Origin of the sequence: Streptomyces iakyrus (assembly GCF_000717055.1) — a bacterium.
Classification (GTDB): Bacteria; Actinomycetota; Actinomycetes; order Streptomycetales; family Streptomycetaceae; genus Streptomyces; species Streptomyces iakyrus.
On the sequence record NZ_JNXI01000007.1, the window covers coordinates 156,565 to 181,080 of the forward strand.

General features: G+C 73.2%; 23 protein-coding genes and 1 riboswitch. Of the genes, 13 read left to right on the forward strand and 10 right to left on the reverse strand.

Annotation, left to right across the window (positions count from 1 at the left end; all coding sequences use genetic code 11):
- Positions 1 to 134: 134 nt before the first annotated feature.
- The 7 genes from OO68_RS13920 to OO68_RS13950 form a co-directional block, all read right to left on the reverse strand.
- Positions 135 to 737, reverse strand: coding sequence for a TetR/AcrR family transcriptional regulator (locus OO68_RS13920; protein WP_033308640.1), 603 nt, complete (start codon positions 735 to 737; stop codon positions 135 to 137).
- Between the two features lie 55 nt (positions 738 to 792).
- The gene (locus OO68_RS13925; RefSeq protein ID WP_033308641.1) at positions 793 to 1,638 is read right to left on the reverse strand and encodes a fumarylacetoacetate hydrolase family protein; all 846 of its coding nucleotides are present in this window, start codon (positions 1,636 to 1,638) and stop codon (positions 793 to 795) included.
- Positions 1,631 to 2,560, reverse strand: coding sequence for a 3,4-dihydroxyphenylacetate 2,3-dioxygenase (locus OO68_RS13930; RefSeq protein WP_033308642.1), 930 nt, complete (start codon positions 2,558 to 2,560; stop codon positions 1,631 to 1,633). Before OO68_RS13930 ends, OO68_RS13925 begins: the two co-directional genes overlap by 8 nt.
- On the reverse strand, positions 2,553 to 4,016 hold the full coding sequence (locus tag OO68_RS13935) for an aldehyde dehydrogenase (RefSeq protein ID WP_033308643.1): 1,464 nt from the start codon (positions 4,014 to 4,016) through the stop codon (positions 2,553 to 2,555). Before OO68_RS13935 ends, OO68_RS13930 begins: the two co-directional genes overlap by 8 nt.
- A 96-nt stretch (positions 4,017 to 4,112) precedes the next feature.
- A complete protein-coding gene (locus OO68_RS13940; protein WP_033308644.1) occupies positions 4,113 to 4,925 on the reverse strand; it encodes an acetoacetate decarboxylase family protein in 813 nt (270 codons plus the stop codon).
- The gene (locus tag OO68_RS13945) at positions 4,922 to 6,133 is read right to left on the reverse strand and encodes an NAD(P)/FAD-dependent oxidoreductase (RefSeq protein ID WP_033308645.1); all 1,212 of its coding nucleotides are present in this window, start codon (positions 6,131 to 6,133) and stop codon (positions 4,922 to 4,924) included. Before OO68_RS13945 ends, OO68_RS13940 begins: the two co-directional genes overlap by 4 nt.
- A gap of 1 nt (position 6,134) precedes the next feature.
- Entirely contained in the window at positions 6,135 to 6,323 is a 189-nt protein-coding gene (locus OO68_RS13950) for a ferredoxin (protein WP_033308646.1), read from the reverse strand.
- Between the two features lie 343 nt (positions 6,324 to 6,666).
- Between OO68_RS13950 and OO68_RS13955 the strand changes: the two genes are divergently transcribed.
- From OO68_RS13955 to OO68_RS13970, 4 genes are all read left to right on the forward strand, one after another.
- A complete protein-coding gene (locus tag OO68_RS13955) occupies positions 6,667 to 8,016 on the forward strand; it encodes a glutamine synthetase family protein (RefSeq protein ID WP_033308647.1) in 1,350 nt (449 codons plus the stop codon).
- 29 nt (positions 8,017 to 8,045) lie between these two features.
- Complete coding sequence (locus OO68_RS13960) at positions 8,046 to 9,332, forward strand: cytochrome P450 (protein ID WP_403551431.1); 1,287 nt, start codon at positions 8,046 to 8,048, stop codon at positions 9,330 to 9,332.
- Between the two features lie 136 nt (positions 9,333 to 9,468).
- The gene (locus tag OO68_RS13965; RefSeq protein WP_033308649.1) at positions 9,469 to 10,851 is read left to right on the forward strand and encodes an FAD-binding oxidoreductase; all 1,383 of its coding nucleotides are present in this window, start codon (positions 9,469 to 9,471) and stop codon (positions 10,849 to 10,851) included.
- A gap of 3 nt (positions 10,852 to 10,854) precedes the next feature.
- Entirely contained in the window at positions 10,855 to 11,688 is an 834-nt protein-coding gene (locus tag OO68_RS13970; RefSeq protein WP_033308650.1) for an alpha/beta fold hydrolase, read from the forward strand.
- Between the two features lie 72 nt (positions 11,689 to 11,760).
- On the opposite strand, the gene OO68_RS13975 is transcribed toward OO68_RS13970, so the two are convergent.
- Together OO68_RS13975 and OO68_RS13980 are read right to left on the reverse strand one after the other, a co-directional pair.
- Positions 11,761 to 12,372 carry a sigma-70 family RNA polymerase sigma factor gene (locus OO68_RS13975; RefSeq protein WP_033308651.1) on the reverse strand — a complete coding sequence of 204 codons (612 nt, stop codon included), beginning with the start codon at positions 12,370 to 12,372 and terminating at the stop codon, positions 11,761 to 11,763.
- A 215-nt stretch (positions 12,373 to 12,587) separates the two neighbouring features.
- The gene (locus OO68_RS13980) at positions 12,588 to 13,241 is read right to left on the reverse strand and encodes a hypothetical protein (protein ID WP_078625288.1); all 654 of its coding nucleotides are present in this window, start codon (positions 13,239 to 13,241) and stop codon (positions 12,588 to 12,590) included.
- Between the two features lie 143 nt (positions 13,242 to 13,384).
- On the opposite strand from OO68_RS13980, the gene OO68_RS13985 reads away from it, so the two are divergent.
- Positions 13,385 to 14,524, forward strand: a complete 1,140-nt coding sequence (locus tag OO68_RS13985) for a winged helix DNA-binding domain-containing protein (RefSeq protein ID WP_033308653.1) — start codon at positions 13,385 to 13,387, stop codon at positions 14,522 to 14,524.
- 23 nt (positions 14,525 to 14,547) lie between these two features.
- Here OO68_RS13985 and OO68_RS13990 read toward each other — a convergent pair whose 3' ends face one another.
- Complete coding sequence (locus OO68_RS13990; RefSeq protein WP_033308654.1) at positions 14,548 to 15,024, reverse strand: DUF4396 domain-containing protein; 477 nt, start codon at positions 15,022 to 15,024, stop codon at positions 14,548 to 14,550.
- 62 nt (positions 15,025 to 15,086) lie between these two features.
- Between OO68_RS13990 and OO68_RS13995 the strand changes: the two genes are divergently transcribed.
- The 8 genes from OO68_RS13995 (at position 15,087) to OO68_RS14030 (ending at position 24,193) form a co-directional block, all read left to right on the forward strand.
- Positions 15,087 to 15,893, forward strand: a complete 807-nt coding sequence (locus OO68_RS13995) for an SDR family NAD(P)-dependent oxidoreductase (protein ID WP_033308725.1) — start codon at positions 15,087 to 15,089, stop codon at positions 15,891 to 15,893.
- A 109-nt stretch (positions 15,894 to 16,002) separates the two neighbouring features.
- Positions 16,003 to 16,800 (forward strand): VOC family protein, encoded by a 798-nt coding sequence (locus OO68_RS14000; RefSeq protein ID WP_033308726.1) that lies wholly within the window; start codon positions 16,003 to 16,005, stop codon positions 16,798 to 16,800.
- A 44-nt stretch (positions 16,801 to 16,844) separates the two neighbouring features.
- Positions 16,845 to 17,237 carry a nuclear transport factor 2 family protein gene (locus OO68_RS14005; protein WP_033308655.1) on the forward strand — a complete coding sequence of 131 codons (393 nt, stop codon included), beginning with the start codon at positions 16,845 to 16,847 and terminating at the stop codon, positions 17,235 to 17,237.
- Between the two features lie 31 nt (positions 17,238 to 17,268).
- Positions 17,269 to 17,805 carry a GNAT family N-acetyltransferase gene (locus OO68_RS14010; RefSeq protein ID WP_033308656.1) on the forward strand — a complete coding sequence of 179 codons (537 nt, stop codon included), beginning with the start codon at positions 17,269 to 17,271 and terminating at the stop codon, positions 17,803 to 17,805.
- 23 nt (positions 17,806 to 17,828) lie between these two features.
- On the forward strand, positions 17,829 to 19,328 hold the full coding sequence (locus OO68_RS14015) for an ABC transporter substrate-binding protein (protein ID WP_033308657.1): 1,500 nt from the start codon (positions 17,829 to 17,831) through the stop codon (positions 19,326 to 19,328).
- Positions 19,329 to 19,348: 20 nt separating this feature from the next.
- Positions 19,349 to 21,226 (forward strand): ABC transporter permease subunit, encoded by a 1,878-nt coding sequence (locus tag OO68_RS14020; RefSeq protein ID WP_051814617.1) that lies wholly within the window; start codon positions 19,349 to 19,351, stop codon positions 21,224 to 21,226.
- Positions 21,223 to 22,527: an MDR family MFS transporter gene (locus OO68_RS14025; RefSeq protein WP_033308658.1), complete on the forward strand. Its 1,305-nt coding sequence runs from the start codon at positions 21,223 to 21,225 to the stop codon at positions 22,525 to 22,527. The genes OO68_RS14020 and OO68_RS14025 overlap by 4 nt, the downstream gene beginning before the upstream one ends.
- Positions 22,528 to 22,759: 232 nt before the next feature.
- Positions 22,760 to 24,193 carry a serine/threonine-protein kinase gene (locus OO68_RS14030; protein ID WP_063739313.1) on the forward strand — a complete coding sequence of 478 codons (1,434 nt, stop codon included), beginning with the start codon at positions 22,760 to 22,762 and terminating at the stop codon, positions 24,191 to 24,193.
- A 128-nt stretch (positions 24,194 to 24,321) separates the two neighbouring features.
- Positions 24,322 to 24,508: riboswitch (cobalamin riboswitch) on the forward strand.
- The last annotated feature ends 8 nt before the right edge of the window (positions 24,509 to 24,516 follow it).

Sequence of the window (24,516 nt, forward strand, 5' to 3'; positions counted from 1 at the left end):
GATCACCTGCCAGAGGGGAGGAAGGATCGTTTCAGGCCAAACGAGTTGCCTCATCGTGGGGCGGAACTATCCGTTTGGCAAGGGGTGAGGGACGAGGAATTCCGGCGCCGCGGGACGGCGGGGGCTGGAGCGGGTCAGGCTTCGCCGCCGGGCCGCTCGGCGAGCAGCCGCAGCACCGAGCGCAGCTCGTCCAGGGCCTCGTCGATGACCTCGCGCTCACCGAAGACCAGCTGGTGCAGGACGAGTCCCTCCAGCGTGGCGAACACCATCCGGGACAGGCCCTGGCCGACCGGGCCGGGCAGCATCTGGGTGAGCTCACGCCGGGTCGCGTCGAAGTACTCGTCGTACAGCGAGCGCAGGTGGGCCAGGAGCTCGGGGCGGCGCCGGGCCTCCAGGAGCAGTTCGTACTGGAACGCCTGGAGGTCCGGACCGGCCTCCACCATGTCCGTCAGGCCCACCGAGAAGTCGGCGACCTCGCCTGTGCCCGGTTCGAGGGCGCTGCTGCTCAGGGAGGAGCGGATGGCGTGGGCCACGGCCTCCTCGATCAGGGCGTCGCGCGAGCCGAAGTGGTGCACGACCAGGCCGTGGGTGACGCCGGCCTCCTCCGCGACGGCCCGGTAGGTGAGCCTGCGCAGCCCGCCCCGGGCCACGACCCGCACGGCGGCCTCCAGCAGGGCCTCACGTCCCGTGCCGTAGTTCACGCGCTTGCGGGGGCGTCGCCCGGCGGGCTCGGTCATGCTCGTGACCCTACCCGGGTGCTCGCACTCGGCGACGGGGCGGCCGTGCCCCGCGTCAGCGGCGCGGGGCCCGGATGCCACGGAACTCCCAGTCGCCGCCGAGCGCGGTCGACAGCACCTCCTCCGACTCCGTGGGCTGGGCGCCCACATCGGTGCGGACGGCGGTCGGCCCGGTCACGATGTGGTTGGTGAGCCGCCCCAGTCCCTCGACCTCCACCTCGACCACGTCGCCCGGCCGGACGGGACGCGAGTTGGCGGGGGTGCCGGACAGCAGGACGTCCCCGGGGTACAGGGTGATGGTGCGGGCGATGTCGGCGACGAGGTAGTGCATGTCCCAGGTCATCTCGTCGGTGGAACCGTCCTGAACCACCTCTCCGTTGACGTACGTCCGCAGCCGCTTGCCGTGGAAGTCCCAGTCGGTGACCAGGCCGGGGCCGAGCGGGCAGAGGGTGTCGGAGCCCTTCACCCGGAGCATGGACCCGGCGTCGGTGTCGCGGAAGTCGTGCAGGCCGTAGTCGTTGGCGACCGTGTACCCGGCGATGTACTCCCCCGCCTCGGCCGGCGAGATGTTCCGCGCGGTCTTCCCGATGACGATGGCCACCTCGCCCTCGTAGTTGAGCCACTTGCAGCCCTCGGGCCGGACGATAGCGCCCTGGTGGGCGTTGAGGGCCGAGGTCGGCTTGTGGAAGTAGGTGGGGGTGTCGGGGAGCCCGATCCGGAACTCCTCGACGCGGCTGCGGTGGTTGAGGTGGACGGCGATGACCTTGGACGGCACCACGGGCGGCAAGTGCCGGGCGTCCTCGGTCTTGACGCGGCGGCCGTCCCCGGCGACGAGTTCGTCATCGTCGACGGTGACCTGGACGGCGGCGCCGTCGAGGAGGATACGGCGGTACTCAGGCATGGGCGGACTCCTGCGCGGGGGTCTGGGCGGCGGTCCAGCCGCCGGCGGGGCGGTCGAACCAGAGGTGGGCCTGGCCGGTGCCGACGGAGTTCTCGTACGCGCCGTACTGACGGGCCCGGGCGGAGCAGTGCCGCTCGCCGAGGGCGCCGGCCATCATCAGGTAGTGGAAGAACTTCGCCTCGGGCTTGAACTTCCAGAACTCGTCCATGGTGTCCAGGACCTTGTCGTGGCGGCCCTCCTTGAACCAGGCGATGCGCTCGTAGTCCGCCTCGCGGGCCTCGGGGGTGCGGATGTGGACGGGGTCGCTGGCCTCGTGGTCGCGCAGTTCGCGCAGCGGCCAGAAGGTGTGCGAGAGGGCACCGGAGGCGATGAGCAGCACCCGGCGGCCGGGCGTCGCGGCGATCCCGTCGGCCAGGGCCCGCCCGAGCCGCAGGTGGTCCTCCATGTCGCCGGTCTGGCAGACGCCGATGGTGACCCACCGCTTGTCGGGCAGGCCCTCCCCCAGGTACTTCCAGAGGTTGAGGGTGGCGTAGTAGATCGGCAGGTACGCGTCGTCGATCGGTGTGATCCAGGTGCCGTGCTTGTCGGCGAACGCGGCCACGTTGTGGGCGAGTTCGGGGTCGCCGGGGAAGTCGTACGGCATCCTGCACATGCCGCGCGGCAGTTCCTCGGAGGTGAAGAGCCCGGCCCTGCGCGCCTGCGCGGTCACGACGAACTCGACGGTGGTCGCCCAGTGCGAGTCCAGGACGACGACGGTGTCGTAATCGTTGGCGGCATCCCGCTCGAAGACGTCCCGGCGCAGCTCCCGCAGGCCGGTGACGAGGGTGATCTCCTTGCCCTCGTTGAGCTCCAGCCGGTCGGCCTCGGGCAGCACGATGGTGGGCACGTGGGCGAGCAGCCCGGCCCCGACGATCTCACCCATGGTCCTGGTCCCATCCCTCCGGGGCGGTGACGGTGTTCTTCAGGTCGCAGTAGAAGTCGAAGCTCCAGGTGCCGCCCTCGCGTCCGACCCCGGACTGCCGGGAGCCGCCGAAGGGTGCCTGGAGGTCGCGCACGAAGAAGCAGTTGACCCAGACGGTGCCGGCGACGAGCCGCGCGGTGACCCGTTCCGCCCGCTCCCGGTCGCCGGTCGCGACGGTGGCGGCCAGCCCGAACCGGGTGTCGTCGGCGAGCCGTACGGCCTCGTCCTCGCCGGTGAAGGTCTGGAGGGTCAGGACCGGCCCGAAGACCTCCTCCTGCACGATCTCCGAGTCCTGGGCGACGTCGGTCAGCAGGGTCGGCGCGTAGTACTGCCCGTCCTTGCGGTGGCCGCCGATGACCGCCCGCGCCCCGGCCGCGAGGGCCCGCTGCACGAAGCCGTCGATCTTCTCCAGCTGGCGCGGGTGGATGGTGGGCCCGATGTCGGTGCCCTCATCGCGCGGGTCGCCCTGCCGCAGGGCCGAGGCCTTCTCCGTGAACCGGCGGGTGAACTCCTCGACGACCGGCTCCTCGACGAGCAGCCGGGTCGCCGCCAGGCAGACCTGCCCGGCGTTGTCGTACTGCTCCACGGCGAGGTCGACGGCCAGGTCGAGGTCGGCGTCGGCGAACACCAACAGGGGTGACTTGCCGCCGAGTTCGAGACTCAGGGGCGTGAGGTTCGCCGCGGCCGAGGCGGCGATCCGCCTGGCCGTCGGCACCGACCCGGTGAAGCTGATGCGGCGCACGTCGGGGTGGGAGGTGAGCGCGTCGCCGATCTCGGAGCCGTACCCCTGGACGACGTTGAGGACACCGGCGGGCAGTCCGGCCTCCGCGGCGATGTCGGCCAGCAGGGAGGCGGTCAGCGGCGACCACTCGGCGGGCTTGAGGACGACGGTGTTCCCGGCGGCGAGGGCGGGGGCGACCTTCCAGGTGGCCAGCATCAGGGGCGCGTTCCACGGCGTGATCAGCACGCAGGGCCCGGCCGGGTCCCAGCTGACGTGGTTGGTGTGACCGCGCGTCTCGAAGTCCTCGTGGTCCAGCCGGAGCAGCCAGTCGGCGAAGAACCGGAAGTTGTGGGCGACGCGGGGCATGACCCCCCGCCGGTGGGAGCGCAGCAGCGCCCCGTTGTCCGTGGTCTCGACGATCGCCAGCTCTTCGGTCCGCTTCTCGACGCCGTCGGCGACGGCGTGCAGGATGCGGGCGCGTTCGGCGCGAGGGGTGGCGGCCCAGCCGGGAAACGCGTCCCGGGCGGCGCCGACAGCGGCTTCGGCCTCATCGGGCCCGCCCCGGGCGATCTCGCCGACCGCGCTGCCGTCGATGGGAGAGTGATCGGTGAAGGTCCCGGCGGAGGCGACGCGACGCCCCCCGATCCAGTGCCGGGTGTCGACGGACACACCGGCGACGGTGATGCTCTCAGACATAAGAAGAGTTCCATTCAACGAGGGGCATCTGCATTTCCCCAGGGGCGCGGGGAACTGCGCGAACAACCACAACGAGCCCGCACCCGCCCACCGGCACTACTCGGCAACCACCCCGGACGTGCCACTCTCGAGCAGCCGCCCCCCATCCCAAACCACCCCGACCTGCCTGTAATACGCAGCGATCGGCTCCCGTACCTCCAGCCGCGCCAGCTCCTCCGTGGGCGCCTCGAACAGCTCCAGCTCCGCTTCCCCCACCCACGCCTGACCGCCCTCGAAGGACGCCGCCCCGGACTCGATCAGCTCATCGAGAGCGAGCCCCTTGCCCTTCTCGACCGACGGCAGCCACCGGTGATGCGCCATGGGATGCGCGTTGACGAACCCGCCGCTCCCGGACGGCTCCCGCAGCGTCACCACGGCCTGCGCGAGCCGCCGGTCCGCAGCCGCCAGGGTCGCCCCGAACCGCGCCCCCGCCTCGATTCGCGGAGCGGGCCCGTACGGATGCGGCCGCGTCTGGTGGATGGAGCCGAGCTTCTTCGGATACCCCTGGTGCAGCCCCCGCGCGATCGCGAAGTCCTTGTCCACCCAGATGTGGACACAGCGCGAGTACGTCCGCCCCCGGAACCGGCACCGCACCACCGCGAACGCCTCCTTGTACTGCGCCCGCACGGGATCCAGCAGTTCCTCCCCCGAGGCCGAGCACGACTGCCAGTCGGCCCAGATCAGGGCGACGGCCCCCGGGTCCTCCTCCGCCGGCTCCAGTGGCTCGGGCAGCAGTTCCCGCACGCGAGCGGGATCGGTCCGGTACTCGACGGTGAGCAGGTCGCCGGAGTACCGCCACGGCGGGGACGGGATCAGCGACGAGGCGCCCGTCGCGGTCTTGGGGTGGAAGTAACCACGAAGTCCGGTCATGAGAGGGCTCCTTGCGCGGTGAGGGCGGGCTGCTTCAGCAGTTCGGCGCGGTACCGGGCGGCGGCCCGCGCGGCGGAAGGCCCCCCGAGGGCGACGACGCCGACCAGCAGACCGTCGCGGTGGTAGCCGACCAGCACGTCCCCCGCGAGGTCGCCGTCCAGGACCCGGACGTCGCCGAGCCCCAGACCGGGCGCCCCGAAGGACTGCAACCGGAAGTCGTGCTGGTCGCTCCAGAAGGTGGGCAGGGGCGCGAAGGACGGGACGCCGGCGGCGCCGCCCACCAGTACCTTCGCCGCGTGCTTGGCCGAGTCGGTCGGCACGGACCAGTGCTCGACGCGCCGCGGCACGCCGTCGTAGCGGGCGTTGGGGAAGCGGGCAACGTCGCCCACGGCGACGACCTCGGGACGGCCGCCGGCACGCAGGTGCCCGTCGGTGAGCACGCCGTCGCTCAGGTCGAGTCCGTTGCCGTCGAGCCACTCGGTGTTGGCGACCGATCCCACGGATTCCACCACCACGTCGGCGGGCAGCGCGGACCCGTCGCTCAGCACGACCCCGGTGACACGGTCACCGCCCTCGAACCCGGCCACGCCCGCGCCCAGCACGAAGCGGACCCCGCGCTGCTCGTGCCGCGCGCGCAGTTCCCGGGCGAGCAGCTCCCCGAGCGGCCCGGCCATGGGCAGGGGCAGCGGATCGACCACGGTCACCTCGGCGGCACCGAGACCGACGGCGGTGGCGGCGACCTCGCAGCCGATGAACCCGGCGCCGACCACGACGACCCGTACGCCGGGCCGGGTCAGCCCGACCCGCAGCGTCTGGGCGTCGTCGATCGTCCGGACCGTGTGGCGGCCGGCGACCGGCCCGGGGCAGTCCAGCCGGCGGGGCCGCATGCCGGTGGCGACGACCAGACCGTCGTAGGGGAGCGCCGCGCCGTCGTCGAGTTCGACGGTCCGGTCGGCGAGCCGGGCGGAGACGATCCTCGTGCCGAGCCGCCATTCCACGTCCGTCACTGACGCCTTCGGTGCGAAGGCCAGGGAGGCGAAGGCCGCCTTGCCCGCGAGGACCTCCTTGGACAGCGGGGGCCGGTTGTACGGCGGGTGCGGCTCGTCGCCGATCACCGTGACGGAGCCGCTCCACCCCGCGGCGCGCAGTTGCTCGGCGGCCCGCAGTCCGCCCAGGGAGGCGCCGGCGACGACGATGCGCCCGCTCATGTCAGTCCTCGATCCGGATGGCCTGGAGCGGGCAGACGTCCGCGGCCTCCTCGACCTCGTCGCGCAGGGCGTCGCCGGGGTCGGGGACGTAGGCGAGGCGGCCGTCGTCGTCCATCCGGAAGACGTCGGGTGCCGAGAAGACACACTGGCCGTGGTCCTGGCACTTGTTCATGTCGACGACGACCTTCATGGCCGGTCCTCCTGAATGTGAGGGCGTCGAAAGCGGCGGAAAAGCAGGAAAACGGGGCCCGGCCGGAAGGGCCGGGCCCCGGCCAACGGGGTGCGTGGAAGCATCCCGAACTCGTTTGGCTTCAAACAAGGTAGGCAGGGGCAGGGGTCCGGTCAAGAGCTATCCGGATGGATAAATTGTTGGGCCGAGCCTCTTGCGGGGCCCCTCGTCCCCGCTTACCGTTTGGCGTCAAACAGCCCTGGGCGGTCATGGCTCCGCCGCGCCCGGACGCTCACTCTCACGCCACCCGCCTCCCCGGCCCCGTGTCCAGGAGGTGTCCCGACGTCCGCCCGAGGAGACAACGGTGAGCGCTCACGATTCCGAAGAAGTCCGCCGCCACATGGACCGGCTCGCCGCCGACGGCATCGACGTGGTCCGGGTGACCTATCCCGACCTGATCGGCACCGACCGGGCGCGTGACGTGCTGCTCGAAGAGCTGCCCCGGGCCTGTGAGCACGGCCTGGCGTTCTGCCGCGCCGTCTACCACACCAGCCCGCAGGGGGACGTTGTCCCGGTCAGCGGCGGGCTGGACGCGGGGCTGCCGGACATCTGCGTCCGCCCCGGCCTCGACACGCTGGTGCCGCTGCCCTGGGAGCCGGGGGTGGCCGCCTGTCTGGGCGAGGTCGTCGACCCGGCGACCGGCGCGCCGGCCCCCGAGTCGCCCCGCGATCTGCTGCGGTCCGTCCTCGCCCGGTGCGCCGAGCACGGGCTGCGGCCGGTGGTCGGACCCGAGCTGGAGTACTTCCTGTGCGAGCCGGACGGGTCCGGCGGCTGGCGCCGCTACGCGCCCGACCCCGGGGTCGTCTACACCGCCGGTCTGCGCGCCGACCCGGACAACCACCTGCTGCGCACCCTGCGGCACGTGCGTGATCTGAAGGTCGGCGCGATCAGCGGCAACCACGAGTTCGACGGCGGCCAGATCGAGATCAACCTGGCCCACTCGGACGCCGTGTCGGCCGCCGACCGCTCGTTCCGCTTCAAGGCCGCGGTCAAGGAACTGGCGCGGAAGGAGGGCCGGCTGGCCACCTTCATGGCCAAGCCCTTCAACGACGCGGGCGGCTCCGGCTTCCACCTCCACCTGTCCTGCGACGACGAGGAGGGCCGCAACACCTTCGACGACCCGTCGGGCGCGTACGGACTGTCCGACACCGCCCGGCACGCCGTCGCCGGTGTCCTCGCCCACGCACCGGCCCTCGCCGCGCTGCTCAACCCCACGGTCAACTCGTACAAACGCTTCGGCCCGGACACCCTCGCGCCCTGGCTGATCGACTGGGGCCTGGACAACCGCAGCGCCATGGTGCGCATCCCGCCCGAGCGGGGCAGCGGCGCCCGGCTCGAACTGCGCCTCGGTGACGCGAGCGCCAACCCCTACCTGGCGATCGCCGCCACGACGGCCGCCGCCCTGCTGGGCGTGCTGGCCGGCGAGGAGCCGCCCGCGCCGCTGGAGGGGTACGGCTACGACACCGCCCGCTCGGCCGTCCTGCCGCAGACCCTGTCCGCCGCGCTGGACGCGCTGGAGGCGGACACCGCCCTGACCGGCCTGCTCGGCAAGGGCTTCACCACGTCCTTCCTCTCCTACAAGCGCGACGAGGTCGAACGCTTCCACCGGCACGTCACGGACTGGGAGTTCACCGAGTACGCCTACCACCTGTGACGCCCCCTGTGACGCCGAGGAGCATGCCGATGACGACCGAGACCCCGACCGACGCCCTGCGCGAACCGCTGCCCCTGGCCGACGTGGACCTCACCGACCTGGACCGCTTCACCGACGGCGTGACGCCATGGCGGATGTTCCACACCCTGCGCCACGAGGACCCGGTGCACTGGCAGCCCGAGGAGGCGCCCAACTCCGGCTTCTGGGCGGTGACCCGGCACGAGGACATCGTCCGGGTGGACCGCGACGCGGAGACCTTCACGTCGACGAGGTTCGTCAACCTGGAGGAGGTCGACGACGACCAGATCAAGAAGCGCGCCTCGATCCTGGAACTGGACGGAGTACGGCACCGGGCGCTGCGCAGCGTCATCCAGCGGCAGTTCGGCGCGAACGTGATCGGCGGGTACACCGACTTCCTGCGCGGGCTGACCGCGAGGACGCTCGACGCCGCCCTGGCCAAGGGCCGCTTCGACTTCGTCGAGGACGTCTCGGCGGACTTCCCCATCAATGTGCTCGCGCGGCTGCTGGACGTGCCGCCGGAGGACAACCGGAAGCTCATCGACTGGGGCAACCGCATCATCGGCCACACCGACCCCGACTACGCGGACGTCCTGCTGCACAGCGCGGAGAGCGAGCGGTACCGCGACCTGCCCTTCCGCTCCCCCGCCTCGCTGGAGGTCTTCGCGTACGGCCGGGAGCTGGCCCGGCAGCGGCGCGGCGGCGACGGCACGGACCTGGTCTCCCGCCTGGTCAACACCACGCCCCGCGACGGCGTCCCGCTCTCCCCGCAGGACTTCGACAACTACTTCCTGCTGCTGGTCGTCGCCGGCAACGAGACCACCCGGCACACCATCTCCCACTCGATGCTGGCCCTCCTGCAGCACCCCGGGCAGCTGGCCCGCCTCCAGGAGGACCCGTCGCTGATCCCGGTCGCGGTGGAGGAGTTCCTGCGCTGGGCCTCCCCCGTCTACCACTTCCGCCGCACCGCCACGCGCGATGTCGAGCTGGGCGGCAAGCGGGTGAAGGAGGGCGACAAGGTGGTGATGTGGTTCGCCTCCGGCAACCGTGACGAGGAGGTCTTCGGCAACCCCTACGACTTCGACGTCGCGCGCCGCGACAACGACCACGTCACCTTCGGCAAAGGCAGCCCGCACCTGTGCCTGGGCAACCTGCTCGCCCGCACCGAGATCCGCATCATGTTCGAGGAACTGATCCCGCGGCTGGCGGACATCCGCCTGACCGGCGACGCGCCGCGCGTGCGCTCCAACTTCGTCAACGGCATCAAGAAGCTGCCGGTGGAGGTCACCCTGGCCTGACACGAGCCGCCGGGCGGAGGGACCGGAACAGGCACGGCCCTCCCCCGGCGGCCGCGCATGCTCCGGACATGCGACGCTCCGCGGTCGGCGAGAGGCTGGTGATGTCAGCACGGGCCCGCGTCCCGAGGAGATCGCCATGGACACCGCCACCCTGGAAGACATGCGGACCACGCTGCGGGGGCCGGTGATCGGCCCGCCGGACGCCGGATACGACCAGGCGCGCAGGATCTACAACGCGATGATCGACAAACGGCCCGCCGCCTTCGTGCCCTGCGCGGACGCCGCCGACGTGATGGCGGCCGTCACCTATGTCCGCGACCACGGCCTGGAACTCGCCGTGCGGGGCGGCGGGCACAGCGGCCCCGGCCTGTGCCTGGTGGACGACGGCGTGACGGTCGACCTCTCGCCGATGCGCTGGGTGCGGGTCGACCCGGAGGCGCGGACCGCCGAGGTCGGCGGCGGCAGCCACCTCGGCGACCTCGACCACGCCACGCAGGCCTTCGGTCTCGCCACCCCCACGGGCATCATCTCCATGACGGGCGTCGGGGGTCTGACCCTCGGCGGCGGCCACGGCTACCTCACCCGCAAGTACGGACTGACCGTGGACAACCTGATCGCCGCCGACGTGGTGCTGGCCGACGGCAGCTTCGTCACCGCGAGCGAGACCGAGCACCCGGACCTGTTCTGGGCCCTGCGGGGCGGCGGCGGCAACTTCGGCATCGCGACCTCCCTCACCTACCGGCTGCACCCGGTGGGCACGGTCGGCGTCGGGGTGACCGTCTGGCCGGTCGACAGCACGCGTGAAGTGCTGGCGTGGTACCGCGCGTTCCTCCCGCAGGCACCCGAGGACGTCTACGGCTTCTTCGCCGTCCTCGTCGTCCCGCCCGGCCCGCCCTTCCCCGAGGAGCTCCACGGCACGAAGGTGTGCGGCATCGTGTGGTGCTGCACCGGCGACCTCGACAGGCTCGACGAGACCCTCTCGGTGGTGAACGACGCGGGCCGGCCGGCCTTCCACTTCACGACGCCGATGCCCTACGACGCACTGCAGGGCATGTTCGACGAGCTGATCCCGACGGGCTACCAGTGGTACTGGCGGGGCGACTTCTTCGACGGCATCCCCGACGCCGCCCTGGACGTGCACCTCGCCTACGGCCGGAACAACCCCACGCCGCTCTCGCTGATGCACCTCTACCCGATCGACGGCGCCGCCCACCGGGTCGGCCCGGACGACACCGCGTGGAGCTACCGGGACGCCCTGTGGTCCGGTGTCTTCGCCGGCGTCGACCCCGACCCGGCCAACGCCGAGACGATCCGGCGGTGGTGCGTGGGCTACCAGGAGGAGCTGCACCCGTTCTCGATGGGCGGCTCGTACGTGAACTTCATGGGCTCGGGCGAGGGCCAGGAGCGGGTCCGGGCGACGTACCGCGGCCACTACGACCGGCTCGCCCGGATCAAGCGCACCTACGACCCGGACAACCTCTTCCACGCCAACCAGAACATCGAACCGGCGCGGGGGTGAGCCATGGGCAGGACGGTCGACGCCGACGGCGTGGAACTCTGGGTGGAGCAGCGGGGCGCGGGACCCGACGTCCTGCTCGTCGCGGGGCTCGGGGACCCCGCCGAGGCGTGGCAGCCACAGCTCGACGGGTTCGCCGACCGCTACCGGCTCACCGCGTTCGACAACCGCGGCGCGGGCCGCAGCCCGCTGCCCGACGGCCCGCTCTCCGTCGCGGGGATGGCCGACGACGCGGCGGCGCTGCTGCGTGCGCTCCGGGTTCCGACGGCGCACGTCGCGGGCTTCTCGGGCGGCAGTTTCATCGCCCAGGAACTGGCCCTGCGCCACCCCGGACTGGTGCGCAGCCTCGTCCTCATGAGCACGATGGCCCGCCCGGATCCCTACTTCCGCACCATGACGGACTTCTGGAACTGGATGGCCGAACGCGCCCCGGACGAACGGGCCATGCTGGAGGCGTTCTACCTGTGGGTCTACACCCCGCGCGCCCACGCCGACGGCATGGTCGGCCGCTACATCGACGAGGCGCTGGCCTTCGGGCATCCGCAGTCCGCCGAGGCCTTCCAGCGCCAGCTGGCGGCGTTCGCCGGCCACGACACCCTCGCCCGTCTCGGCGGCATCAGCACCCCGACCCTGGTGCTCGCCGGTGAACTCGACCTCGCCACACCGCCGCGCCTGGGCCGCGCGGTCGCGGACGGCATCCCGGGCGCCGTGTTCGAGGTGCTGCCCGGGGAGGCGCATCAGCCGTTCCAGGAGGTGCCGGAGGTGTTCAACGCGCGGGTCGGCGCCTTCTGGAGGGAGGTGGAGGCGCGGGACGAGGGGCCCGCCGCCCGGCAGCGCTGAGCATGGGCGGCCGTTCACCGGCCGGTGCCCGCCGGGAAGAGGCGGCGGGCACCGTGCGGTCGCCGACGGGTGTCAGGCCGCGGCGAGGGCCGGGTCCGGTTCCTCGGCCGCGGCGAGCAGGGCGAGGAGCGTCGCCCGGGCGCGGGCGACGCGGGAACGGACCGTGCCGATGGGGCAGTTGCACAGCGCGGCGGCCTCCGCGTAGGGCAGGCCGAGCAGCTGGGTGAGGACGAACGCCTCACGGCGTTCGTCCGGCAGCCCGGCCAGCAGCTCCAGCAGCGCGACGCCGTCGTCGAAGCCGGGCAGGCCGCGCGGCTGGGCGAGTTCGGCCGCGGGCTGCCAGTCCGGCAGGTCGGCCGGGCGGGGGCGTACGGCGGTGCGGCGGATGCTGTCGGCCACCGCGCGCCGGGCGATCGCCAGCAGCCAGGTCCGCGCCGACGAGCGGCCCTCGAACCGGTGCAGGCTGCCGAGCGCCCGCAGGAACGTGTCCTGCGCCAGGTCGTCCACCGCCTGCGGGTCGGCGCACAGATGGGCGACGTACCGGATGACGTCACGGTGCAGGGCGCGCACGAAGTGGTCGACGGCCGCGGAGTCGCCGCCGCGGGCGGCCAGCGCCCAGGCGGTTATCGACGCGTCGGCCGACGCCGATCTCTCGTGCGGAAGGGGCAGGGCAGGAGTGATCACCTGATGTCCTTGTCGGGATTCCGGGACCGCGAGGACGCGAGCAGGCAGGCCGTGAGGTCGGACGTGCGTGCGTGGGTGCGCGGTCCGGTGAGCGGGGGGCGCGGGCGTGCCCGTACCGCGCGCCGGGAGGACTGACCTCACCGGGTGCGCGCATGGCACGGGGGACGGCCGCTGCCGGAGCGCGCAGGGGCTGCCCCGGTCGGCACCGGCTGCCGTCAGGCGGCAGCGGCCCCCGCGGGTGGTCCCCGGGTGGTGATCGCGTGGACGAGAAGGAGGCGGCGGGGCGAGCGGTTCGCCGGCCGTCGCCGCCGGCGCACGGGCGGGGGCGGCGGTACCGGCAGGGCGGACAGCAGCCGCAGCGGCGCGGCGAGCCGGCTGCCCACAGCACGCAGCAGCCGGAAGACGGCCCGTTCCCCGTGGCCCAGCCACAGGCCGCACAGCAGCGCGGCCAGGAGGTGCGCGGCGAGCATGCCGAGGGACGAGTCACCGCCGGGGACGTGCCCGGCGTGCGGGGACATGGCCGCCATGACGCCCGCCCCCGTGTCGTGGCTCATGGATCCCATGCCGTGGCTCATGGACGGCATGTCCGTGGAGTGGGCCCCCGGTGCGGAAGGTGCCGGCGGGCCGAGGGAGAACGCCGAGTGCAGCGCCGTCTGGACGGCCACGGCGGCGCCGACGACCGGGCGCAGTCCGCGCTCGCGGCCCGCCAGGCACCAGCCCGCCGCGCCCGTCACGGCCCAGCCGGCCAGCAGCGTCGACAGGGGCACGTGGTCGCCGGACATCATGACGTGCCCCAGGGCGGCGAGCACGACACAGACGGCCGCGAACACCGCGGCCCGTATCGCGCGAGCACACCACCCGACTGTCATGGCGCCTCATCCTCGCATCCGGCCCCGCCCCGACACCCAGGAGTACGGACATCCGCCCGGCCGGGCACTCAATCCGAGCCATGTGATCCAGGCCACTGCCGTGGAACAGGTGGCTCCGGTGGGGCCGCGGCAGAATCCACGGCGTGGACATCACCGCGCAGGAGCTCAATCGGGCCACTCTCGGGCGCCAGTTGCTGCTGGAGCGGGAGGTGATGGAGGCCGGGGAGGCGGTGCGGCGCGTGGTGGCGCTGCAAGCACAGCACCCCGCTTCGCCCTACGTGGCGTTGTGGAACCGGCTGGCCGGGTTCGCGCCGGCCGAGCTGGACGCCGCGTTCGCGGAGCGCGCGGTGGTCAAGGCGACCCTGATGCGGATCACGTTGCACGCGGTCCACGCGGACGACCACCGGGTGTTCCGTGAGGCGATGCAGCAGACGCTGTACGCCTCACGGCTCGGGTACCGCTTCGCCGCCGCGGGGCTCACGCCGGCCGACGGCGAGGCGCTGGTGCCCAAGCTGCTGGACTTCGCGGACCGGCCCCGGACGGCCGCCGAGGTGCAGGACTGGCTGGCGGAGCGGGTCGGTGAGGAGAAGAAGGCCGGGGCGTGGTGGGGGCTCAAGGCGTACGCGCCGCTGCTCCACGTCCCGGCCGGCGGGCCGTGGTCGTTCGGGCCCCGGTCGTCGTTCGTCGCGGCGCGGACCGGCCCGGTCCCCGAAGGGCGCGAGACGGTGGCGGAGTCGCTGCGCCACCTGGTCGTGCGCTATCTGGCGGGCTTCGGGCCCGCCTCGGTGACGGACGTCGCGCAGTTCGCCATGGTGCCGCGGGCCCCCGTGCGCCGTGCGCTGCTCGCCCTGGACGACACGGTGGAACAGCTCCGGGGCCCCGACGGGACCGTCCTGTACGACGTACCGGGCGCCTCGCGCCCGCCGGCGGACACGCCGGCGCCGCCCCGGCTCATGGCCATGTGGGACAGCGTCCTGCTGGCCCACGCCGACCGCAGCCGCGTGATTCCCCCGGCGTATCGCCGTCTGGTGATCCGGGTGAACGGCGACGTGCTGCCCACGCTGCTGGTGGACGGCCGGGTCGCCGGCGTGTGGCGCGCGGTCGACGGCGGTGTCGAGGCCACGGCGTTCCACGATCTGCCGGACGCCGTCTGGGAGGGGCTCGCCGCGGAGGCCGCGTCGCTGACGGCGCTGCTGGCCGGCCGCGACCCCGAGGTCTACCGCCGCTACCACCACTGGTGGCCGAAGCTCCCCGACGGCCGGGTGCGCCTGCTCAAGGGCTGAGGCGTCACGCGGGTGACGGCGCGTCAGTGGTGGGCGTGCACCACTGCGTGCCCCCTGCCGCGGCCGATCATCCACTTGTTGACCGGGGTCGTGACCAGGAAGGCGACCGCGAAACCGCCCAGGAGCGCGGACCAGAAGAGGCCGTCCGACAGATGGGCGTCCATGGCGCCCGGGGTGAGCGCGATGATCGCGTTGTCCACGAGTTCCATCACGGCGATCGAGACCGTGTCCGCGGCGAGGGCGATCCGGATCGCGGCCTTGAGGCCGATGCCGGACCGCAGGACGGCGAACAGGGTGAACGAGTAGCCGAAGAGGAACGCGAGCCCGATCGCCAGGACCATGGTGGGCACGGTGGCCCAGCCCAGCGATGTGCCGATCACCATGCCGAGGATCTCGCCGATCGCACATCCGGTCAGACAGTGCAGGGTCGCCTTCACCGCAGTCCCCCAGGACGCGGTTCCGTGCGCATGCTTCTCGGGTTCATGAGTGGTGTGATCCATGACACCCGACTATATACCCCCAGGGGGTATATGCGCGACGGTGCGACTTAGGGTTGATCACCATGACGACACAGCCGACACCGCCGCCCTCCCCCGCGCAGGCCTACCTTTCCGGGCTGTTCTCCCTGGAGGGCCGGGTCGCGGTGGTCACGGGTGGCAGTTCCGGCATCGGGCGCGCCATCACCGGCGCCCTCGCGCGGGCCGGGGCGAGCGTGGTGGTCGTGGCCCGCGGCGAGGCCGGGCTGGCGGCGACGGTCGCGGAACTGACGGCCGAGGGCTGCCACGCCGCCTGGGTCAGCGCGGACCTGAGCACCCGCGAGGGCGTGCGGACGGCCGCGGAGCGCGCGGTCGAGGCCTTCGGGGAGCCCGGCATCCTCGTCAACAGCGCCGGGATCAACCTGCGTCCGCCGATGGACGAGCTCGGCGAGGACGTCTGGGACGCCACGATGGCCGTCAACCTGGAGGCGCCGTTCCTGCTGGGGCAGCGCTTCGGTCCCGGCATGGCGGAGCGCGGGTACGGGCGGATCATCCACATCAGCTCGCAGCAGGCGCACCGCGCGTTCGTCCAGAGCGGCGCCTACGGTGCCTCCAAGGGTGCCCTGGAGGCACTGGCGCGCTCCCAGGCCGAGGCGTGGTCGCCGCGGGGCGTCACCTGCAACGTCCTCGTGCCGGGTTTCGTCATGACACCGCTCAACGCCCGGCTGTCGTCGGACCCGGAGAAGGTGGCCGCCCTCGCCGCCCGCACGATGATCGGGCGCAACGGTCTCGCCGAGGACTTCGCGGGCGCGGCGGTCTTCCTGGCGAGTGCCGCGTCCGCCTACGTCACCGGACAGTCCCTCTTCGTCGACGGCGGACTGTCCGTCCACTGAGACCCCCCGCATCCGCCCGGGGTCCCCCGAACGGACAGCGGCCGACGGGCGACGACCGGTGCTCGGTGTCACGCTGGGCACACAGGCCCCGCCGAAGGGAAGCATCGCCATGATCACGACGGAGTACGTCCCCGGTTCCCCCTGCTGGCTCGACCTGGGCGCTCCGGACGTCCCGGCCGCCGCCGCCTTCTACGGTGCCGTCCTCGGGTGGGACTACGAGTCCATGGGCGAGAGCGAGGACTTCGAGGGCGGGATGTTCAAGAAGGACGGCAAGATCGTCGCCGGGCTCGGCAAGCTCACCGAGGAGGGCGCCCGATCGGCCTGGATACTCTACTACTGCGTCTCCGACGCGGACGCCACGACGCAGGCCGTGCAACAGGCGGGCGGCACCGTGCGGGTCGCACCGATGGACCTCGACGACTGGGGCCGGATGGCGCAGTACAGCGACCCGCTGGGCGGCCAGTTCGCCGTCTGGCAGCCCGGCACGAACAAGGGCCTGGAACTGGTCGACCAGCCGGGCTCCCTGTCGTGGACCGAGCTGTACACGAGCGACGCCGCGGGTGCGCGGGAGTTCTACGGCACCCTCTTCGACTGGCAGTTCAGCGACATGCCGCTGCCGGGCGACGCCGGCACGTACACCCTGATCACCCCCTCCGGGCTCCCCGAGGACCGGATGCACGGCGGGCTGATGCAACTCCGCAAGGAGGACCTGGCCACGACGGGCGGGCGGCCGTACTGGCACCCCGTCTTCGCCGTCGAGGACTGTGACGCCGCGGTGGCCGAGGTCGCCGGGAACGGCGGCACCGTGCAGGCCGGCCCGGAGGACGTGGAGGGCGTGGGCCGCTTCGCCGTCTGCCTCGACCAGGCCGGCGCCGACTTCGTGGTGCTCACCCCGCCCGCGAGCTGAACCGGCCGCCCCGCACACCGCTCCGGCCCGGCCACGGTCGCGACATGAACCGGAAGTCCGATTCCGAAGACACCGTTCAGCTCGCCCGCCTGGCGAGGGGCTGGGCCGAGGCGATCGTCTCCGACGACCCCGCACGGATCGCGGCCTTCATGGCGGACGAGTGGGTCATCGTGTCCGATTCGGGGATCGACCCCCGGGAGAAGTTCCTCTCCCTCGTCGAGTCCGGTGCGCTCAGCCACTCGGCGATGGACCTCAGGACCGATCCGCGGATCCGCGTCTACGGCGACACCGCCGTGGTGACCGCACGGGTGACGAACACGGCCCACTACCAGGGCGAGAGCCACGACGCCGACGAGTGGACGACTGACGTGTTCGTGCGGCGGCAGGGCCGCTGGCTGTGCGTGCTGAGCCACATCACACCGGCGGCCCCCGGCTGAACCGCGAAGTCCACTTGCATATGATGTGCAAATGCGCGAGTACTGCATCAGGGAAGCTGCGGCGGCCGACATCGACGGGGCCCGGGCGGTGATGCTCGACGCCGTCTACCGCGACTTCGGCACGGGTTACGTGCCGCACTGGCACGCCGACATCATCGATCCGGTGCCGTTCTACGTCACGCCGCCCCGGCACACCCTTCTGGTCGCGGTGGACGAGCGGGACGGCGCGGTGGCGGCCACCGCGGCCCTGGACGCGCGCGGACCGGCGCATCCGCCGAACCCTCGATGGCTGGCCGAGCGGTTCCCCTCGGGCGAGACGGCGCAGCTGCGGCGGGTGTACGTACGCCCCGAGCACCGGCGGCGCGGCCTGGCCCGGCAACTCGTGGCCGGGCTGCTGGAGTTCGCCCGGGCCGACGGCGGATACCGGTCCGTCTACCTGCACACGTACCCGCACTCCCCCGGCGCGCTGGGCCTGTGGGAGACGCTGGGCAAGGCGGTGTGCGACGAGCGGGAGGAAGTGCCCGGCGGGGGCAACGGGGTGGTGCACTTCGAGATACCGCTTACTTGATGAAAATGGTATTCATATACGCTATGAGAATCTCCCGCCGGCTCATAGCCGGGCTGTTCGTGCTCCCCTTGCTCTCCGGATGCTTCGCCTCCTCCGGTGACGACTCGTCCGCCTCCACGGGCGCCGCCGGCGGTGCGCGCCTGCGTGTGGCCCTCCCCTTCGCCCCGACCGAGAACTACTCGCCGTACGGCCAGGACGCGATGCTCCTGTCCCGGCTCGGTGTCACCGAGGGGCTGACCAGGCTGGACGCCAACGGCACGGCCGTACCGGCCCTGGCCGAGTCGTGGAGCAGCGAGAACGGCGGCAGGAGCTGGGTGTTCACGCTGCGGGACGCGAAGTTCCAGGACGGCGAGGCCGTCACCGCCGAGGCCGTCGCCGCCGCCCTCACGGCCGCCGGGAAGGCCGACCCGGCACCGGCCGCGCTCTCCGGTGTGAAGCTGACCGCCACGGCCGAGGACGACGACCGGGTCCGGGTCGCCACCGCCGCATCCGACCCCGTCCTGCCGCTGCGGCTGTCGAACCCGTCCCTCGCGGTGTTCTCACCCAAGGCGTACGGCAAGAAGGGCACGGTGAACGTCGTCGGTACCGCCACCGGCCCGTTCGCGCTCACCAGCACCGAAGGCGACACCGCCGCCACGCTGGACCGTTTCGACGACTACTGGGGCGGCCGGGCCCAGGCGTCCGGCGTCACCGCCAGGTTCGTCTCCGACGGCACCGCCCGCGCCAACGCCCTGCGCACCGGCCAGGTCGACATCGCCGAGTCCCTGCCCGTCGCCCAGCTCGCCTCCCTCGACCAGGACGACGTCCACGAGGTCAACACCGCCCGCAACACCAGCCTTTACCTCAACACCAGGTCCGGCGCCTTCACCGAGCCGGGGCTGCGGGCGGCCGCACGTGAGGCGATCGACACCTCGGTCATCGCCAAGGGCGCCTACGAGGGGTACGCCGTCCCCGCGCAGGGCCTGTTCGGTCCGGCCCTGACCTGGGCGGCCGGCAAGCGCGTCGAACCGGCAGGGCGGGCGCGTGCGACCCGCCCCGACGGCGAGAGCATCACCCTCGCCACCTACAGCGACCGGCCCGAACTGCCGGAGACCGCCCAAGTACTCCAGCAGCAGCTGCGCAAGGCGGGGTTCAAGGTGAAGCTGGAGGTTCGCACGTACGCGCGTCTCGAAGGCGACCTGCTGGACGGCGCGTTCGACGCGGCGGTCTTCTCCCGCAACATGATGCTGGACACCGGCGACCCGGTCACCGTCCTCGCGAGCGACTACACCTGCGACGGCTCCAACAACCTGTCGTTCCTGTGCGACAAGAACGTGGACAAGCTGGTCGCCGCCGCGCAGGCCGAGTCCGGCACCGCCGAGCGGCAGGACGCCGCCATGAAGGCCGAGGCGGCCGTCCTCGGCACCGACTCGGTGATCCCGCTGGTCCATCTGAAGCTGGTCGCGGGCATCGCGACGGACGTGCAGGGCGCGCTGCCCGATCCGTACGAGCGCACCCTCATAGGTACGGGGACCCGGCGCTGAGCAGCTCGAAGACACCCTCGATGAACGGTGCGGCGGCCGCGCTGCGCGCCCTCGCGCGCAGCGGCGCCCCGGCCCTGCTGTGGCGGACCGTGCTCGTGGCCTGCCTGGTGTGCGGGATCGGCCTGCTGCCGTGGCTGTCGCGCACCGACCCCGCGCTGACCGTGCTCCGCGCGCGGTCGGCGGACCGTGACCCCGATCCGGAGACCCTGCGCGCCATCCGGGACCAACTGGGCCTCGACGACGGTCCGCTGAGGCTGCTCGGCCGCTGGCTGGGCGGGCTGCTGCACGGCGACGCGGGCACGTCCTGGGTGTCCGGCGGCCCGGTGCTGCCGGGCCTCGTACCGGCGCTCGGCGTGTCGCTGCTGCTGATGGCCGGGGCCCTGGCGGTCGCCGCTGCCACGGCCGCCGCCGTCTGCGCCCGTACGCTCCGGCTGGGCGCGCGGGGCAGGCTCGCCGACCGTCGCCCCGGCGGGACGGCGACGGCCGTGCTGGCCGCGCTGCCCGAGTTCCTCGTCGCCTCGGTGCTGGTCTCGGTGATCGGTGTGCAGCTGGGATGGCTGCCCGCCCTGGGCTGGTACGGGCCGCAGTGGATGGTGCTGCCCTCACTCGCCGTCGGCCTGCCAGCCGGAGCGGTCCTGGGACGGATGCTCGACGACCTGCTGCCCGGCGCGTTCGCGGAGCCCTGGGCCGCGGCGGCCGCGGCACGCGGTGTCCCGCCCAAGTCGGTGGCGCGGCAGGCGGTGCGCCGCTGTGTGCCCGGACTCCTGCCCAATCTGGCGCTGTTCGTGGTCGGGCTGACCGGCGGCTCGGTCGCCGTGGAGCAGATCTTCGACATCCCGGGCATCGGCCGGCTCACCCTGCACGCCGCCCTCTCCCAGGACCTGCCCGTCCTGCAGACCGGCACCCTCGCCCTCGTCTTGCTCGCGGCCACCGCCGGCGCCCTCGCCAGGGTCGCCGCACGGCTGCTGATCGGCCCGGCGCTGCGCGACGGCGCCCTGCAGTCCCTGCACCGGTCCCGGCCGCCCGCGCCCCGCACGCTCCCCCTGCTCTACGCCGGACTGCTGGCCGCCGTCATCGGGTTCGGGCTGCCCCGCGACCCGATCGCCCTGGACACGCTCGCCCGGCTGCGAGCCCCTTCGGCGGAGCACCCCTTCGGCACCGACGCGCTCGGCCGCGACATGCTCGCCCGGATCTCCCACGGCGCCCTGACCACCCTCGGCACCGCCCTCGCGGTGAGCGCCGCCGCCCTCGCCGTCGGGCTGCTGCTGGGTCTGCTGCCGAGGCTGTCCGGGCCGCTGGTCGACACCCTCAGTGCCGTACCGCCCGTCCTGGCCGGACTCCTCGTCACCGGCATCCTGGGCAGCGGGCCCTGGACACCCGCGTTCGCCGTGGCCGTGGTGGCCTGGTCCCCGCTGGCCGCGCACACCTCCGCCCTGCTGCGGCAGGAACGCGCGACCACCCATCTGACGGCCACCCGGGCGCTGGGGGCCGGCCGCTGGTACCTGCTCGTGCGCGAACTGCTGCCCGCCGTCGCGCCCCCGGTCGCCCGGCACGCCCTGCTCCGGCTCCCGGGCATCGCACTGAGCCTGGCCGCACTCGGCTTCCTAGGCCTCGGCGCCCAGCCGCCGTCCCCCGACTGGGGCCTGCTGCTCGCCGAGAACCAGCCGTACGCCGAGCGTGCCCCGTGGGCCGTCCTCTTCCCCGCCGCCGTACTAGCCCTGCTCGGGGCGCTCGCGGTGACGGCCGCGGGCGGCGCGCGGCTGCCCCGGCGGCGCACCCGGCACGCCGGCCCGGCCGGGCCGCCCGCGGACCGGGTCGCACCGGTCCCGCCACGGCGACCGGGGCGCCCCACCGCCGACCTGACGTCCGTGTCCGCCTCACCAACGGAAGAACGATGACCGACCTCAAGTCCCGTGTGCTGTCCCGCCGGGCCGCCCGAACCTCCGACGCCGCCGCGCCCAAGCGCCCGCGGGAGAGCACCTGGCGGCTCTGCAAGGAGCTGTCGCCGCTGCTGCGGCTGCTGATCCTCACCCAGCTCGCCTTCAACATCGGCTTCTTCGCCGTCCTGCCGTTCCTGGCCGAGCACCTCGGCACGGCGATCGGCATGGCGGGCTGGCTGGTCGGGTTCGTGCTCGGGCTGCGCACCTTCAGCCAGCAGGGGCTGTTCGTGGTCGGCGGCTGGCTCGTCGACCGGTTCGGGGTGCGGCCCGTCGTCCTGGCGGGCTGCGTGCTGCGGATCGCCGGGTTCGTCTGGCTCGGCTACGCGCAGGCGAGCTGGACGGTGATCGGGGCGGTGCTGGTCATCGGTTTCGCCGCGGCGCTGTTCTCCCCCGCCGTGGAGTCGGAGGTGGCCCGCCAGGCGGTGGCCTGGGAGGAGGACGGGCACGGCCCGCGCACCCGGGTCCTCGCCCTGTTCAGCGTGGCGGGCCAGGCCGGGGCGTTCGTCGGGCCGCTGCTCGGCGCGCTGCTGCTCGCCGTCGACTTCCGCACCGCGTGTCTCGCCGGTGCCGCGGTCTTCGTGCTCGTCCTCGCCGGGCACCTGTGGCTGATGCCGCAGCACATCCCCGGCCGGGTCCGCGTCCGGGAGCGGGGCGGGGCCCGGGCCCTGCTGCGCAACCGCCGCTTCCTCGCCCTGTGCTGCGCCTACGGCACCTATCTGCTCGCCTACAACCAGCTGTACCTCGCCCTGCCGGACGAGGTGCAGCGCGCGGCGGGCTCCCAGGCGCCGTTGTCCTGGCTCTTCGCGCTGTCCTCGGTGCTGGTGGTGTTCACCCAGCTGCCGGTGACCCGCTGGGCGGGCGACCGGCTCGATCTGCGCCGCTCCATGACCGCGGGGCTGCTGCTGATCGCGTCCGGTTTCGCGGTGGTGGCCGCGGCCCGGCCGGCCGGCTGGACGGGGGCCGCCGGACTGCTTCCGGCCGCCGGCTTCGTGATCTTGCTCACCGTGGGGCAGATGCTGGTCGTGCCCGCCGCCCGCGCCTGGGTGCCCGACCTCGCCGAGGAGGGCCGGCTCGGGCTGTACATGGGGGCGCTGTCGTCCGTCTCCGGGCTGATCGTCCTGGCCGGCAGCGCGGCCACCGGCTTCCTGCTCGACGTGGGCCTGCCGGCCGCCGTGCCGTGGCTGGTCCTCGCGGCCGTACCGGCCCTCGCGGTGGCCGTGCTGCCGCGCCGGGAGAAGGGGGCGGGCACGACGGCCTGACACGGGCGCCGTGCCCCCCGGGCAACCGGGCGCGCGGGAGCGTCACCCCGGCGTGCGACGTTTTCGCGCCGGGATTTCCGGCAGCCACACCCTCGAAGACACCGCTGCGGAGATCGGTGGTCACGCCGCGCCAGTATCCTGGGTCGGCTGCGGCACCCCCACCAATCCCCGTGCGTAAGCGGGGAGTTCGGCCTGCGGCGACGACCTTCCCACACGCATGAGACGAGGACGAGTGCTGCTAGCGGGCCGCTACCGGCTGGAAGTTGAGATCGGGCGCGGTGGAATGGGAGAGGTCTGGCGTGCGTACGACGAGACGCTCGCCAGAGCGGTGGCCCTCAAGCTGCTGCTTCCCCAGGACACCGACGCCACGGCGACTTCCCGGTTCCGTCTGGAGGCGCAGACCGCCGGGCGTCTCAACCACCCCAACGTGGTCGGCGTCCTGGACTTCGGCGAGTACGACAACCGGCTGTACCTGGTGATGGAGCTGGTCGAGGGCGACAGCCTCGCCGGGGTGCTGTCCGGCTCCGGCCCGCTGCCCGCCGAGCAGGTGGCCCGTCTCGCCGCGCAGGCGTCCGCGGGGCTCGCCGCAGCGCACGCGCAGGGCATCGTGCACCGCGACGTCAAACCCGCCAACCTGCTGCTGGACACCCACGGCACGCTGAAGATCGGCGACTTCGGCATCGCGCGGTTCCTCGACGACCCCGGCGCCGCGCTCACCGCCACCGGCCAGATCGTCGGCACCGGCCTCTACCTCGCGCCCGAACGGGCCCTGGGCAAGCCCGCGGGGCCCGCCTCCGACATGTACTCCCTGGGCTGCGTGCTCTACCAGCTTCTCAGCGGCCGCCCGCCGTTCCAGGCGGACACCGCCGTCGCCCTCCTGCACCAGCACCTCGACTCGGCACCCGTGCCGCCCCGCGAGCTCGGTGTCGCCGGACTGCCCCCGGCGTTCGAGAGCTACCTGCTCGGGCTGCTCGCCAAGCAGCCCGAGGACCGGCCCACCGCCGAGCAGGCCGCCGAGTGGTTCGCCGGGGGCGCCTGGCGGGGTCTGCCCGAGCCGCTGCCCGAGGTCTCACCGCCGCTGCGGCCGAACCCCTCGGCCGCGCCCGCGCAGACCGGTCCCGGCCCGTACGCGGCCGCCGAGACCAGCCACCCGACCACGTATGCGCTGCCCGCGACGCCCGGGCACCGCACCGCCGCCCGGGCGGCCCAGGCGGGGCGGTCGGGCCGCGCACGCGGGCGCGGCGGGCCCGGCAACCGGCCGAAGGTGGCCGCGACGGCCGCCGCCGCGGCGCTGTTCGTCGCCGCGATGCTCCTCGGCATGCGCTGGTTCTCGCCCGACACGACCGCCGAGGGCACCGAACCCGACGCGTCCCCGACCGCGAGCAGCCCCGCGGCCACCCCGTCCGACGACTCCGCCCCGCCCGTCACCTCCGATCCGGGGGCCGGCCGGCAGGCCGTCACCACGCCGACCACCGGCACCGTGGCCGAGGTCACTCCGTCCACGCCGCCCGCCTCCCCGGCCCCTGCCCCGCCGGCGTCCGGCACCCCGACTCCGACGCCGGGAACGGGCGACGCCGGGCCTGAGCAGCCGAAGCCGGAGCAGCCGGTCCAGGCCGGGAGCGACGGGGAGGGCGACGACGGCGGGGACGACGGGAGCGACGACTGACGGGGGCCCGGAGGCTCTCCGCAGCATGAGCGCCCGAGCACGTGGATCAGCCGGGCGATGCGCCGGTGTGCGAGCGGGCGCCCCTTCGCGCGCCCCTCGGGCGGCTTGTCATCGCCCTTACCCCGGCCTTATTGTCACCAGGCCTTGGTGAACGGGAAATCCGGTGTGATGCCGGTGCGGCCCTCGCCACTGTGAATCGGGAAGTCCGGCTCCGGCCCCTCCAGGGGCAGCCACTGGGTCCTTGCGGCCCGGGAAGGCGGAGTTCGGGCGGTGGTACCCGTCAGCCAGGAGACCGGCCAAGGCGCGTCAACCATCCACGAGGT